Origin of the sequence: Shewanella sp. S1-58-MNA-CIBAN-0166, from assembly GCF_040310085.1 — a bacterium.
In the GTDB taxonomy this organism is placed as follows: Bacteria; Pseudomonadota; Gammaproteobacteria; order Enterobacterales; family Shewanellaceae; genus Shewanella.
On sequence record NZ_JBEOPN010000029.1, the window covers coordinates 26,852 to 41,915 of the forward strand.

At 42.8% G+C, this 15,064-nt stretch carries 12 protein-coding genes and 1 pseudogene; 4 read left to right on the forward strand and 9 right to left on the reverse strand.

The genetic code is table 11. The features are described 5' to 3' along the window. Positions 1-413: 413 nt before the first annotated feature. Complete coding sequence (locus tag AAEY99_RS16390) at positions 414-881, forward strand: chemotaxis protein CheX (protein ID WP_101085209.1); 468 nt, start codon at positions 414-416, stop codon at positions 879-881. A gap of 164 nt (positions 882-1,045) precedes the next feature. Here AAEY99_RS16390 and alr read toward each other — a convergent pair whose 3' ends face one another. Continuing rightward, the gene (gene alr, locus AAEY99_RS16395) at positions 1,046-2,164 is read right to left on the reverse strand and encodes an alanine racemase (protein ID WP_101085207.1); all 1,119 of its coding nucleotides are present in this window, start codon (positions 2,162-2,164) and stop codon (positions 1,046-1,048) included. Positions 2,165-2,309: 145 nt separating this feature from the next. Next, positions 2,310-3,716 carry a replicative DNA helicase gene (gene dnaB, locus AAEY99_RS16400; protein WP_101085206.1) on the reverse strand — a complete coding sequence of 469 codons (1,407 nt, stop codon included), beginning with the start codon at positions 3,714-3,716 and terminating at the stop codon, positions 2,310-2,312. Between the two features lie 130 nt (positions 3,717-3,846). On the opposite strand from dnaB, the pseudogene AAEY99_RS16405 reads away from it, so the two are divergent. Next, positions 3,847-6,036: pseudogene (locus tag AAEY99_RS16405) on the forward strand (S46 family peptidase); the annotation flags it as partial. Between the two features lie 961 nt (positions 6,037-6,997). Here the strand turns inward: AAEY99_RS16405 and rplI are convergent. The 4 genes from rplI to rpsF are packed head-to-tail and all read right to left on the reverse strand — an operon-like array spanning position 6,998 to position 8,437. After that, positions 6,998-7,450 carry a 50S ribosomal protein L9 gene (rplI, locus tag AAEY99_RS16410; RefSeq protein WP_101085204.1) on the reverse strand — a complete coding sequence of 151 codons (453 nt, stop codon included), beginning with the start codon at positions 7,448-7,450 and terminating at the stop codon, positions 6,998-7,000. Between the two features lie 45 nt (positions 7,451-7,495). After that, entirely contained in the window at positions 7,496-7,723 is a 228-nt protein-coding gene (rpsR, locus tag AAEY99_RS16415; RefSeq protein WP_101085203.1) for a 30S ribosomal protein S18, read from the reverse strand. Between the two features lie 12 nt (positions 7,724-7,735). After that, on the reverse strand, positions 7,736-8,023 hold the full coding sequence (gene priB / locus AAEY99_RS16420) for a primosomal replication protein N (RefSeq protein WP_011638788.1): 288 nt from the start codon (positions 8,021-8,023) through the stop codon (positions 7,736-7,738). A 21-nt stretch (positions 8,024-8,044) separates the two neighbouring features. Then, positions 8,045-8,437 (reverse strand): 30S ribosomal protein S6, encoded by a 393-nt coding sequence (gene rpsF, locus AAEY99_RS16425; protein ID WP_011638789.1) that lies wholly within the window; start codon positions 8,435-8,437, stop codon positions 8,045-8,047. Between the two features lie 216 nt (positions 8,438-8,653). Here rpsF and AAEY99_RS16430 point away from each other — a divergent pair, with 216 nt between their 5' ends. After that, positions 8,654-9,406, forward strand: coding sequence for a DUF481 domain-containing protein (locus tag AAEY99_RS16430; RefSeq protein WP_174839655.1), 753 nt, complete (start codon positions 8,654-8,656; stop codon positions 9,404-9,406). Between the two features lie 81 nt (positions 9,407-9,487). Then, positions 9,488-10,912: an MFS transporter gene (locus tag AAEY99_RS16435; RefSeq protein ID WP_162023885.1), complete on the forward strand. Its 1,425-nt coding sequence runs from the start codon at positions 9,488-9,490 to the stop codon at positions 10,910-10,912. A gap of 216 nt (positions 10,913-11,128) precedes the next feature. Here AAEY99_RS16435 and rlmB read toward each other — a convergent pair whose 3' ends face one another. From rlmB to AAEY99_RS16450, 3 genes are read right to left on the reverse strand one after another with little or no spacing between them, the layout of a single operon-like run. Continuing rightward, positions 11,129-11,869: a 23S rRNA (guanosine(2251)-2'-O)-methyltransferase RlmB gene (gene rlmB / locus AAEY99_RS16440; RefSeq protein ID WP_011638792.1), complete on the reverse strand. Its 741-nt coding sequence runs from the start codon at positions 11,867-11,869 to the stop codon at positions 11,129-11,131. Between the two features lie 4 nt (positions 11,870-11,873). Beyond that, on the reverse strand, positions 11,874-14,393 hold the full coding sequence (gene rnr / locus AAEY99_RS16445) for a ribonuclease R (protein WP_351011245.1): 2,520 nt from the start codon (positions 14,391-14,393) through the stop codon (positions 11,874-11,876). A 37-nt stretch (positions 14,394-14,430) separates the two neighbouring features. Next, a complete protein-coding gene (locus AAEY99_RS16450) occupies positions 14,431-15,048 on the reverse strand; it encodes a tetratricopeptide repeat protein (RefSeq protein ID WP_502959475.1) in 618 nt (205 codons plus the stop codon). Positions 15,049-15,064 lie beyond the last annotated feature (16 nt).

Genomic DNA, 15,064 nt, shown 5'->3' on the forward strand with positions numbered 1-15,064 from the left:
TAACCGAATTTATCATCATTGGATAATCAACGTTTGCAGTCTTCGCTGTCGCGCTAATTGCTTTAAGTCCATGGGTAATCAATACTCGCTCCAACTAGAAACCACCTTAGTCAGTAGCGCAATCAATTGATGCTCAGCTCAGCCCTTGTAGCGTTAGACCTACCATAGTAAATTAATGGCTCATTCTAGATTTTTGTTACATGAATTAACTGTATAAAAATATTTTTACCGTTAATGCCACTATCAATTTCCTTTTTGTGCTCTAAGCTTAAACCTGTATTTCACTTTGCTGATATAGTCAGTATTTGTGTTAGTCAGCTACTATAATGATAGGGCCGTGTAGCGTTACGCACTCTTTATGCCCTCTCTATATACTATGCCACCCTTTAAAATGTAGAAGGATTGCTTTGCCTATGAACGTTGAATTCATCAACCCATTTCTTGTGTCTTTAATCAATGTAATCTCTACCATGGCAACAATGGATCTTAAGCCTGGTAAACCTCAATTAAAAAACCATGACCTTGCAAAAGGTGACGTATCTGGCTTGATTGGTATGGTGGGTCCTAAAACTCGCGGTTCGCTGTCGATTACTTTTGAGCAATCACTTATCCTTGAAATTATGAATAAAATGCTTGGTGAAAAACCGGGGGTTATTAATGATGAAGTAACTGATTTAGTGGGTGAAATAACTAACATGGTGACTGGCGGTGCCAAAAACTTACTCAGCGAAAAAGGTTACGACTTTGATATGGCAACACCGGCTGTGGTGTCTGGTAAAAACCATACTATTTCTCATAAAGCGCGCGGTAAAAAAATCATGATGCCTTTTAGCCACGAATTCGGTAACGCTTTTATTGAAATTTGCTTTGAAGATTCTTAATCAAACATTAGAAGTTAACGCCAAAGTGAAAAACTGAATCTAACGCTGGCACCCAATTCTTAAAAAAACAGAGCCTCAAAACTACAGCACCTAAAAAAGTATCTAAAACAACAATGCCCAACACATTATCTACGTATTGGGCATTGTTTATATCAATCTCATGCTCAATCGAGCAGTTCAACCAACACTCGTGGCGTAAGCTTAGTGACTAATTCATAAGCAATGGTACCAATGTGTTCGGCCACTTCTTCTACTGCAAGCGCTTTACCCCACAGCTGAACACTATCGCCGACGTTATCTTGTGCATCGGCACCTAGGTCTACGGTTAACATGTCCATAGACACTCGACCGACTATCGGTACTCGGCGGCCGTTAATCCATACCGGTGTGCCTTCTGGGGCATTACGTGGGTAACCATCACCATAACCAATGGCAACAACCCCTAAGCGAGTGTCTTTTTTAGCGGTCCAAGTTGCACCGTAGCCGACACTATCGCCGGCTTTATGTTCGCGCACAGCTATCAGATTGGATACTAATTCCATCGCCGGAATTAATCGATGATTAACGCCCCTATCACCCACCACCGGAGATACACCATAAAGCGCAATGCCGGGTCTTATCCAGTCGGCTTGGCTTGTTGGCCAAAATAAGGTACCTGCAGAATTTGCTAAGGTGCGATCGCCTTCTAATCCACTAATCAATTGCTCAAAGGCATTCATTTGCGTTTGAGTAAGGATATTATCGGGTTCGTCGGCGCAGGCAAAGTGAGTCATTAAATGAATCGGCTTAGCCACTTGCGGACAAGCCAGCAAACGCTGATAAATACTGTCGAACTGCTCAAGACTAAAGCCAATACGATGCATGCCAGTATCAATTTTTATCCATACGGTGACAGGCTTATCTAGCGTGATAGTTTCAAGCATTTGCAATTGCGATTCATGATGAACCACAGTATCGATATTATGACTAACTAGTGTGGGTAAATCTGACTGACGGAAAAAACCCTCTAATAATAAAAGCTTACCTTTTACGCCGCCTTCTCTGAGTTGCAATGCTTCTTCAAGCCTTGCCAAACCAAACCCATCTGCGCCGCCATGATACTTGCCGACGCTTTCTACATAATTTAATAAGCCGACACTTTCAGCCACATTTAATAACCCATGGCCATAACCATTGGCTTTAACCACTGCCATAATTTTGCTATTGGGTGCAATAAGGCGCAATTGTGCCAAGTTACTTTGCAATGCGTAACGACTGATTTCTGCACGAGGAAAAGGTTTCAATAGGTTGCCTTAATTAACAATAAATAACATGGCGCGGCTTGCTGTCTGTTAAGAGGTTTAGGGCCATGAATGCAACCTCATTAACAGAGATAAACTAATATCATAAATAACGATACTAAAAACACAAATACAGTCTAATCAATGATTAATCTTCTTCAAATTGCGGCCCAGCATAGTTATCAAAGCGAGAGAATTGACCTTGGAATACCAGACGAATACGCCCAATAGGTCCGTTACGTTGCTTACCGATAATGATTTCTGCGGTGCCTTTATCTTCGGAGCTGTCGTTATACACTTCGTCGCGATAGATGAACATAATTAAATCGGCATCCTGCTCAATCGCACCCGATTCACGTAAGTCAGAGTTAATTGGGCGTTTATCGGCTCGTTGCTCTAGCGAGCGGTTAAGCTGCGACAATGCAATAACAGGTACTTCTAATTCTTTGGCTAAGGCTTTTAATGAACGAGAGATCTCTGAAATTTCTAAGGTACGATTATCTTTTAACGACGGTACCTGCATTAATTGCAGGTAATCGATCATGATCATTGATAACCCGCCATGCTCACGCGCAATACGTCTGGCACGACTGCGCACTTCGGTTGGGGTTAACCCTGAGCCATCATCGATGTACATTTTACCTTGTTCAAGCATAATACCCATGGTTGAAGACACGCGCGCCCAATCTTCATCGTCTAATTGACCTGTACGAATTTTGGTTTGGTCTACACGGCCAAGCGAGGCTAACATACGCATCATAATCTGTTCTGACGGCATCTCGAGACTGAAAATAAGTACTGGCTTGTCTTCATTCATGGCGGCTTGTTCACACAAGTTCATCGCGAAGGTGGTTTTACCCATAGAAGGACGCGCGGCTACAATAATTAAGTCGCCAGACTGAAAACCTGCGGTCATTTTATCTAAATCATTAAAACCACTTGAAACACCTGTCACACCGTTATGGGGATTGTTATAAAGCTGCTCAATTCTATCGACGGTTTTTTCAAGAATGCTTTTAATGTTTTCCGGGCCTTCATTGGCATTGGTACGCATTTCTGCGATTTTAAAGACTTTGGTTTCAGCCAAATCTAATAATGCACTTGAATCACGGCCTTCTGGGTTATAACCCGCATCGGCAATTTCGTGGGCAACGGCAATCATGTCACGTACTACGGCACGTTCACGCACAATGTCTGCGTAAGATAAAATATTACCGGCGCTGGGGGTATTTTTGGCAATTTCGCCTAAGTAAGCAAAGCCGCCAGCATCGTCTAATTGATCTTCAATTTCGAGCTGTTCGGATACGGTAATTAAATCCAGCGGTTGGCCCGATTCCATTAAACGTTGCATAGCCGTGAAAATCATTCGATGAGAACGAGAATAAAAATCTTCTGGCACAACCGCTTCAGAAACACGATCCCACGCTTCAGCATCTAGCATCAATCCACCTAAAACGGATTGTTCTGCTTCTATTGAATGAGGAGGCAATTTTAATGCATTAACTTCTACGTCTCTTTGCCTGTTTCTTGCTTTAAAAGCACCTTGCTGTGACATTAACACTCCCAATTTCCAACGACTTTATAAAATATGGTATAACACCGTGGTCTAGCTTAATTTGCCGTCATGACCGATTAGAATAACAGCTCCGTCAAACGGAAATAAAATAATTATTTAAGGAAAATACATGCGTATAGCACTTGTTGCAGCACTTGTGCTGACATCTGGTTTTGCCTGTGCCGATGAAGGCCAGTGGCAACCGTATCAAATGCCATCCATTGCCGACAAACTCCTGCAACGTGGTATTGATATTCCCGCATCACAACTGGCAGATTTGGGACAGTACCCAATGAATGCTGTCGTCAGTTTGGGGTATTGTACCGCCAGTTTTGTATCCCCCCAAGGCCTAGTTGTCACAAACCATCATTGTGCTTATCGCGGCATACAATATAACAGCAAAAAAGAACATAATTACCTCGCAGATGGCTTTTTAGCAAACACCCAAGCGGAAGAACCTTCTGCTGGGCCAAACGAACGCTTATACATTACCGAGGAAGTTACCAACGTGACCGATAGCGTTATGGCTAACTTAAGCACCGAACCTTTGGTACGCTTTGAAGATATCCAAGCGAATAAAAAAGCATTAATTAAAATCTGCGAATCAGATGACAACTACCGTTGCTCAGTTAACAGTTTTCACCACGGCTTAGAATATTATCTGACGAAACAGTTAATCATTCGAGATGTACGCTTGGTGTATGCGCCACCTAAAAGTATTGGCGGCTTTGGCGGCGATATCGACAATTATGAATACCCTCGTCATTCTGGCGATTTTACCTTTTTACGCGCCTATGTGGGTAAAGACGGTAAGCCTGCAACGTTTAAAAAAGGCAATGTGCCATATCAGCCTAAAAGCTACTTAAAAGTGAACGCAGACGGTGTAAAAGCAGGCGATGGTATTTTTGTGGCCGGTTATCCAGGTTCTACCAGCCGTTACAACTTAACCAGTGAGTTACAGTTTGCCAGTGATTGGATATATCCAACCTACGCAAAACGCTACCAGTTGCAAATTGATACCATTACCTTAATGGGCGATGTAGATAAAGATATCGCGCTTAAATATGCCGGCACTATGGCCTCAATGGCTAACCGGATGAAAAAGCTTAATGGCTTATTAGATGGCTTTAACGCCACTGATATTGTTGGTATTAAACAGCAACGTGAGAATGACTTTCTCGCTTGGCTTAAAAAAGATCCTGGTGCTAACCAAAATCTCATCAGTGATCTTGAAGCACTACTTGCTGAAAAACATCAGCAAATGCAAACCAATTATTTCTTTAAAAATGCCCAATCAAGCGAAATGCTTCAGGCTGCTAGCAAACTGTACCGTTTAGCTAAAGAAAGGAAGAAACCCAATGACCAACGTGAGTCAGGGTTTCAGCTGCGTGATATGAAAATGTTTAAAGCAGCACTTAAACGTATCGATAGCAGCTTCGATCCCGTGGTCGATAAAATTTTATGGTTACAAGACTTACAAGCCTATGTAAGACAACCGTTAAAAACTGAAGTGTTTGATAACGCCTTAAGCAGCTCAGACAATTTTGAACAGCTAGAGTCTAAAGTGGAAGGTTTGTATGCATTAACAGAGCTCACCGACCAAGCTAAACGCCTAGCGTGGATGAGTAAAAGAGCTGAAGATTTTGAGATTAGCGATGACCCATTTATTCGTTTAGCGGTGGCCATTCATGACACCAATATGGCATTGGAAAAGAGCGAAAAGCTACTTGCAGGTAAATTATCATCTGTTCGTCCTGAATATATGAAGGCGATTATTGATTATTACAAATCAAATAACTGGCCTGTATACCCTGATGCTAACCGTACATTACGTATTACCTACGGTATGGTTGATGGCTATCAATCTAAAGATGCATTATACAAGCAGCCATTTACTCGCTTAGCTGGCATCCTAGCCAAAAACACCGGTGAAGCACCGTATAATGCTCCCGCGAAACTGTTAGCGGCAATTAAAGCTGACGACTTAGGTAAACATCGCGTCACATCGGTATATAAGCAGCAAAGCAGTTGTCAATTTATGTCTTGTTTAGACAAGCCCGCCGATTTTAACTCTGTACCGGTTAACTTTTTATCAAGTGCTGACACTACTGGTGGTAACTCAGGCTCACCAGTGTTAAATGGTAAAGGTGAGTTAGTTGGTCTTAACTTCGACTCAACTTATGAAGCCATCACTAAAGACTGGTTCTTTAACCCAACGATTACCCGTGCCGTACATGTCGATATTCGCTACATTTTGTGGATGATGGACAAGGTCGATCACGCTGATAATTTGATAAAAGAGTTAACCTTAGTGACCAAGGTTGAAGGAGAAGCAAAGGTAGCAACTGAAGTTACTGCCATAGCAACAACCGAAATATTGCCTGAAATTGCAACTGAAGCAGTAACAGTCGTCACACCCGAAGTGGCAACTGAGACACCAACCAAAGTGGCAACTGAGACACCAGCCAAAGCGGCAACTGAGGCACCAGCCAAAGTGGCAACTGAAGTAGCGCCTGATGTTGCAATAGAAACTGCAACTGAAATACCTGCAGAAGCGGCAATTGAAGTTGCACCCGATGTTGCACCCGATGTTGCAATAAAAGCAGCGACTGAAGTTCCTACCAATGCTGTGGTTGCAGTAACACCAGAAGCAGCTGCCGAAGTTACAACAGAAATACCAGCCAAACCAGTAGTTGCAGTAACGCCTGAACTAGCCCCCGAAGTTACAACCAAAGCATCTGCTAAAGCCGGAGTTGTAGTCGTACCAGAAGCCGCTGCAGAAGTTGCAACCAAAGTACAAGCCAAAGCGGCAGTTGTAGTAGCCCCTGAGGCAGCTGCCGAAGTTACAACAGAAATACCAGTCAAACCAGCAGTTGTAGTAGCCCCTGAAGCAGCTGCCGAAGTTGCAACCAAAGCATCTGCTAAAGCCGGAGTTGTAGTAGTACCAGAAGCCCCTGCAGAAATTACAACCAAAGTACAAGCCAAAACGGCAGTTGTAGTAGCCCCTGAAGCAGCTGCCGAAGTTGCAACCAAAGCACCGGCCAAAGCGACTGTTGTAGTAGCGCCTGAAGCAGCGACTAAAAAAGAACTAAACTAGCCCTAGTAAACAATATTCCAGTGACCATCAAATAGAGGTTCACTGGAATATTCTCTGGCATTGAAAGATCCTAAACAGCTGGCCATGCGGCCTAAACAGATGGTGTTAACAAGGCTAGTGATTAAATCGCAGACATAAAAAAACACCGCCCGGAGGCGGTGTTTTTTATGGAGCTAAACAGTAATTAAGCTTCTGCTACAATAGCAATCTTAACTACAGCTTTAACTTCAGCGTGTACTTGAACTTCAATTTCGAAGCTACCAGTAGTGCGTAAAGCACCTAAAGGTAAACGAACTTCAGATTTAGCAAGTGTTACGCCAGCTGCAGTAACTGCATCAGCGATATCACGGTTGCCAATTGATCCGAATAATTTACCTTCATCACCTGCTTTAGAAGCAATAACAACAGCTTCTAATGCAGTTAATTTATCAGCGCGAGCTGTCGCAGTAGCTAATTCAGCAGCTAATTTAGCTTCTAATTCAGCACGACGAGCTTCAAATACTTCAGTGTTTGCTGTGTTTGCTACAACTGCTTTACCATAAGGTAAAAGGAAGTTACGAGCATAACCAGCTTTAACAGAAACTTGGTCGCCTAAGCTACCTAAGTTTGCAACTTTATCTAGCAAAATAACGTTCATTATCAAATCCTCAATATTCTGTTAGGAATAATTAATACTGCAATATTACTGATGTAAATCAGTATATGGCAGTAGAGAAAGATAACGAGCACGCTTGATAGCGCGAGCTAGTTGGCGTTGATATCTAGCACTGGTACCAGTGATACGGCTAGGAACAATCTTGCCGCTTTCAGTGATGTAGTTCTTTAAAGTAACGATATCTTTGTAATCAATCTCGACAACACCTTCAGCGGTGAAGCGACAGAACTTGCGACGACGGAAATAACGTGCCATTTTGACAGTCTCCTAAGTTTTCAATTCGACATTTTCAGCATGCAAGACTAAACGGTTTTGTCCATTTCGCCCTTGTTGTAGTGAAAGAAACCCTTCAACATCAACTTGCACACCTGCTTGTAATTTATTTGCTACGCTATCAAAGCGCGGACCACTTAATACCACTTGAATCAAACAGTAGACGTTTCTCAACATTTCTACTTCTTGTCTTTGTGATTTATGCTCTACCGTTATGACCACATGGGCTATACCGCTAGGGCTATCTAATCGTCTTGAACGAGTTATCGTTCCAGACAACATTAAGTGATTATTCACAAAAAATTATTCAGCGTTTTCTTCAGCGCTTTCTTCTACATTACGGTCATCAGAAGGTGAACGACGTGAATCACGTTCGTCTCTTGCTTTTGCCATAGGAGAAGCTTCAGTAACTGCAGCTTTAGTGCGCATTACCATGTTACGCAGAACAGCGTCGTTGAAACGGAAAGCTGTTTCTAGTTCTTCGATAGACTCTGCAGATGCTTCTACGTTCAAAAGAACATAGTGAGCTTTATGTAGGTCTTGGATCGGGTAAGCCAATTGACGACGGCCCCAATCTTCTAAACGGTGGACTGTACCATTAGCAGCGGTGATAACACCGGTGTAACGCTCAATCATACCAGGGACTTGTTCACTTTGATCTGGGTGAACCATAAATACGATTTCATAATGACGCATTTATTGCTCCTTACGGTTAAGTAGCCTCTTTTCTGGCTCAGTCAGACCAATGTGGAGGCAAGGAACGAATTAAAGTGACTGATTTGAGCGCGCGATGATACATAAAGTGCGCTATAAACTCAAGCACTAACTCACTCTTTTCAGCAATCTTGAATACAGGTATGATGGCGACAGTCCAAAATACCGCGTTTACGCCGTCAAGAATAAAACAGTCTAATGATAACCATGAAAAACATAGTCACAACATGCTGCCTCTTTTTATTGTCTGCTCCGGCATGGGCGTTAGTACCACCAGATTATCAAGAACCGCCTAGTAATTTTAATGCTGAAGTTGAAGCTGGTTTACAGCTAAACAGTGGTAACAACGAAACTAAAAACTTTAACGGCCGTACTTATTTAACTTACGACTCGCCGAGCACCAAACAAGAAGCGACATTAAAGGCTTATTATGCCTCTGATGGAAATGAGTCTACTGCGGAAAAGTACGAATTGTTTTTACAGTCTAACTATAAATTAGAGCGTGGTTATGTATTTGGTCGTGGCGAATTTACCTGGAACGAGTTTGGTTCTTATACCCGTATTTCTACTATTTCTACTGGTTACGGTTTTGACTTAATTAAAAACTATAAAACCAAATTGAGCCTTGAAGCCGGCCCTGGTTATCGTTACGACCAACCGCAAGCCAGTATTGCTGAACCAAACCCTGATGAAAATCGTGATGTAATATTACGTTCAGCGGCTAAATATACGGTAAAATTGCAAGAATATACTAGCTTCAACGCCGACGTAACAGCCGAAACAGGTTTAGACAACAACACGTTAACCCTTGATATGAGTTATAAAAATACATTTATTCAAGATTGGGCATTTAAAATCGGTATGAACATCAAGTACACTGAAGTGGTGCCTGATGAAAGTAAAAACACCGATACAGTCACCACATTCAACTTGTTGTACACGTTTCAATAATTATTGATCGTAAATGAAGCGTAACAAGACAATCAATCAGTAGGGCTAACGTAGCCTTACTGAACCAATAAAGGCGCAGTTATGGACAGCCCGCTTCGCAGTTTTGCATCCTTATATAGCACCACTTTTTTAATGGTACTTGCTGCAGGTCTACTGACAACCTACCTGGGCTTAAGCCTGACCACCATGCAAGTGCCACAAATATGGATTGGTGGCATGATGTCTGCCTACTATATTGGTCTTGTGTGCGGTTCCAAAGTTGGCCATAAACTTATCGCTCAAGTTGGCCATATTCGTGCTTTTGTTGCCTGTGCTGGAATCGTCACCGCATCAGCACTGGGTCATGCTCTCATCGACAACTTAACCATATGGTTAGTATTGCGCCTTGCCGTTGGTATGGGAATGATGTGCCAATATATGGTGTTAGAAAGCTGGCTCAATGAACAGGCCGAAAATAATCAACGCGGCACCGTATTTGCCAGTTACATGATTGTATCTTATTTAGGGTTAATGGCTGGCCAGGGAGCCATTAGCTTATATCCTGATTTGGGCATAGAACCACTGCTGTTAATCGCCATATGTTTTGCATTATGCATTGTGCCTATTTCAATCACTCGAAGAATTCACCCAGAACCGTTAACGCCGGCACCATTACAAATGGGTCTGTATTGGAAACGAGCCCCTCAAGCCTTAACGACAATAGCGTTAGGAAGCATGATTGTAGGTTGTTTTTATGGTTTAGCGCCATCTTATGCGACTGCCAAAGGTATTGATCCTGAACATGTTGCACTCTACATGTCTTGTACCATTTTTGCCGGGTTGTTAGCCCAATGGCCAATGGGTAAATTATCTGACATTATTTCTCGTAGCTTATTAATTCGCATTAACTGTACGTTATTGGGGGTTATCGTATTAATTATTACGGTCGTTCCATTCCATTCAGTGTATTCATTAATATTAACCGGTTTATTTGGTATTTTAGCGTTCACCTTATACCCATTAGCAACTGCCTTAGCAAACTCACGCGTAGACCAACACGAACGAGTTGGACTGTCTGCCACTATATTAGTGACCTTCGGTATCGGAGCAAGTATTGGCCCCTTAGTTGCTTCTGGTTTAATGCAGGTCTTAGGTGACCAAATGCTGTATGGGTTTATGGCAATCTGTTCGTTTACCTTATTAGTAAGACTACTGTGGATTAATTTACGCCAAAAAGCCGAACAAACTGCCACTGGAGATTACATAATGGCAGGTGGTGATTTAGTCAGCTCGCCGTTGGCAGCATCATTCGATCCACGTGTGGATATAGAAATGGTCAACGAGCAAATGATCAATCCTGCCGAGGATGCATTTGATAGCGTGCCAGATTCAACCGACGATGAGCTTGAAGATGCCGATGAGCAAGCCGGTTATAATACTGCTTATGCTAGCGTAGTAAACGATGATAGTTTGGGGCATGAGGAATTGGATGACGAAGATGTCGATAATGAGATCGGTAGACGTTAATTGATGTCATAAATTGCATATATAAAGTGTATTTATTTAAAGTGCACTTGTTTAAACTGAGCGCATTAGCCGTTTTGAATTAATAAAAACGTTAAAGCAGTATGTAAAACACTCAATATCCTGAGCTCGAGATAATAAAAAACGGCGATTAATATCGCCGTTTTTTGATCGCATTCTTTGCTATTTTCGCTAGCAACAACGCTAATGGATAGGTGATTAACCTAAACGCTGTCTAACCGCTTCAAATAAGCAAACACCAGTGGCAACAGACACGTTGAGACTCGACACGCTTCCAGACATTGGAATCGATACAAGTGAATCACAACCTTCGCGTGATAAACGACGTAAACCTTTATCTTCCGCGCCCATAGCAATCGCTAGCGGCCCTTTGAGGTCTGCTTGGTATACATTACCTTCGGCTTCGCCTGCAGTACCTACAATCCAAACACCTTTATCTTGCAAGTGACGCATAGTACGAGCAAGGTTAGTCACTTGAAATAACGGTATGGTTTCTGCTGCGCCACAAGCAACTTTGCTTACGGTTGAGGTTAACCCTACTGAGTTATCTTTTGGTACGATAACCGCATGTACCCCAGCAGCATCAGCATTACGTAAACATGCGCCAAGGTTATGTGGATCAGTTACACCGTCTAAAATTAATAAGAAAGGCACTGCAGTTTTATCAAGTAACTCATCTAAATCTTTTTCAGTCAACGGCTTAACAGCCTTAACGCGAGCCACAATACCTTGGTGTTGTGAGCTACCCGCTTTATCATCTAACACTTTACGTGCTGCACGTTGTAGTGTTGTACCAAAGGTTGACGCTAGATTAATTAACGGGGTTAAGCGTTCGTCATCACGGCCTTGTAGTAGCCAAAGTTCAATGACACGTTCAGGGCTGTTATCTAACAAAGCTTGAACGGCGTGAATGCCAAAAATGGTATCTTGTTTTTTCATTTAATTACTTTCTCTTGCTGCGCTTGGCAGGGTTTTTCTTAACGCTAGAATCTGGTTTTGCTGCATCCGTTTTTTGTGCAACTGCAGAAGATTTTTTCACCGTCGCTGGTTTTGCTGCTGGAGATGAAGCTTTTCCGCTTGAACGACGCTTGCTGGCTTTAGGCTTATCAGACTTTGGTTTGTCAGACTTTGATTTATCAGACTTAGGCTTATCTGATTTAGGTTTATCAGACTTTGCAGATGACTTACCTCGTGCTGACTTAGCGCCTTCAGCATTCACTCGTTGGCGCGCTGTTGTTGGCTTACTGCCTTTACGCGCTGTTTTACCCGCACCTTTAGTGTTGTCACCCACCATCAATAAATCAATTTGACGATCATCAAGATTCACCGCCGCAACTTTAACCGTCACAGGATCGCCTACTTGATATACTTGGCGAGAATTTTCACCAATTAACCGTTGGCGCATTGGATCAAATTGATAATAGTCACTGGCAAGACTTGAAATATGTACCAGCCCATCAATAAATAATTCGTTTAATCTGACAAATAACCCAAAGCTAGTGACTGAGGCAATAACCGCATCGAAAGTGTCGCCGACGTGATCTTGCATATATTCACATTTAAGCCAATCACTCACATCACGGGTAGCTTCATCTGCACGACGCTCAGTGGTGGAACATTCTTCACCTAATGCATCTAACTCTTCAATCTGGTAGAGATAACCACCATCTTGAGTCCATTTATCGTTAACATTGTCCTGCTCTTTTGCGAGTAAATATTTAATCACTCGGTGCAAAACTAAGTCAGGATAACGACGAATTGGCGACGTAAAATGCGAATAAGCTTCTAATGCCAAACCAAAGTGACCTTCGTTGTCTGGGCTGTAAACGGCCTGGCGCATTGAGCGCAATAACATCACTTGAATTAACTCAAAGTCAGGACGGTCAGCAATTTTTAACATCAGATTTTGATAGTCAGTCGGGGTCGGCTCTAATCCGCCATCCATGCTTAAACCACGCTCAGCAAGAAACTCTTTAAAATTAGCCAGTTTTTGCTCTGATGGTGCTTCGTGAACACGATATAACACTTCACCTTTGTGCTTTTTAACAAATTTCGCCGACGCCACATTGGCTAAAATCATACATTCTTCAATGATTTTATGCGCTTGATTGCGACCTCTAGGGACAATTTTATCAATTTTACGTTGTTCATTAAAAATGAATTGCGTTTCTAGCGTTTCAAAAGCAATCGCCCCACGCTCTGCACGGCGCTCATCTAAGATCAGATATAACGACTGCAAACACAATAAATGCGGGAATAATGCTTCATGCTCAGGGGCAATTGCACCACCTTCTAGCATGTCGGCAACTTGGGTGTAGGTAAAACGTGCATGAGAGTGCATTACCGCGGGATAAAACTTAGTACCCGATAACTTACCCGCTGCAGAAATGGTCATTTCAGCGACCATACATAGACGGTCGACTTTTGGCTTTAATGAACACAAGCCATTAGATATTTTCTCAGGCAACATTGGGATAACTTGCGATGGGAAATATACCGAGTTACCACGTGAGCGCGCTTCAGTATCTAATGCTGAATCAGTGCGTACATAATGACTCACATCAGCAATTGCTACCCATAAACGCCAGCCACCACTTGGTTTTGCTTCAGCATACACCGCGTCATCAAAATCACGGGCATCTTCGCCATCAATAGTGACTAACGGTAAATGACGTAAATCGACGCGACCTAATTTATCTTCTTCGGTGACTTCGTCAGGAATACGTTTGAGTTTTTTCTCAATAATCGCTGACCAAGTATGTGGTAAATCATAATTACGTAACGCAATTTCAATTTCCATACCCGGTGCCATTGTCTTACCCAAGACTTCGGTCACTTTCGCTGCCGCTTTAACAAAACGACCAGGGCGACGGGTTAACTCAACCACGACAACATCACCGGCGCGCGCGCCTAGTGTATCTTCGCTGGCAATTAATATTTCTTGGGTGATGCGTCTGTCATCAGCAATAACAAAACCCATGCCGCCGTCGACGTGATAACGGCCAACTAATGCAGCTGTTCGCTCATGAACTAAGCGCACAATTCGTGCTTCGCGACGACCACGACGATCAGTACCTGCTTTTTGAGCAAGCACTTTATCGCCATGGAAATACATCAGCATATCGCGATTATTAATAAATAAATCGTCACCGCCTTCATCTGGCTTAAAAAAGCCGAATCCATCGCGATGGCCTAAAACGGTACCAGACAATAAATCCATCCGTTCAGGTAAGCCATAGCTTTGTCCGCGGGTAAAGACTAGCTGGCCATCACGCTCCATTGCACGTAAACGACGGCGGAGGGCTTCTAATGGCACTTCATCTGTAATGGATAATGCTTCAGCTATTTTATCGCGGGAAACAGGAGACTTTTGGGCGCGCAAGTATTCTAAAATATACTCACGGCTAGGAATAGGATTGTCGTACTTGTCTTGTTCTCTCTCAAAATGAGGATCGTTGATCATTCAATTTCCAAATAATTCGCTCCATATTTTGGAGCCTTTAACGTGTGTACAGCTGAGGCTGCTGTGCCCTGGCCACAATACTGGCGGGCATTTTTGCAGCGAGCATCTGCAGTAAAGACGAGGCCTTTTTCTGTTGGGCGTCGTCATCAAATATACTGTTATATAACCAATGATAGCCAAGTTCATAATCGGCAGGACTTCCGTAGCCTTCACCAAATAAATGAACCAGTGTCATTCTTGCGGTTAAATCCCCATTAGCTGCCGCAGGCAATATATATTGCACTGCACGATTGGGATCTTTAACCACTAGTTTACCGCGATAATAATAATCTGCCAATTTTACCATCGCTTCAGCGCTACCCTGCTCAGCTGAGGTTTGCAGCAGCGCCATGCCGCGAGAAGGATGAGCCTTGACACAAACACCGTTATTAAGCATTTCAGCCCATAAAAATTGGTACATGGGTTGCTGTAATACTTCAGCACGGGCTTCAATGTCTTGAACCAGCTGACAGTCGTCTGCTTTTACGCGTTGTAAATATTGATTTGAGCGGATGAGCGAAATCAATTGTTGATCGCTATAGATATCGACGGCTTCTGTCACCGCAAATACATTGATCGAAACCACACTCAACAACAATAAACAGATACGCAACATAAGGATTCTCAATGGC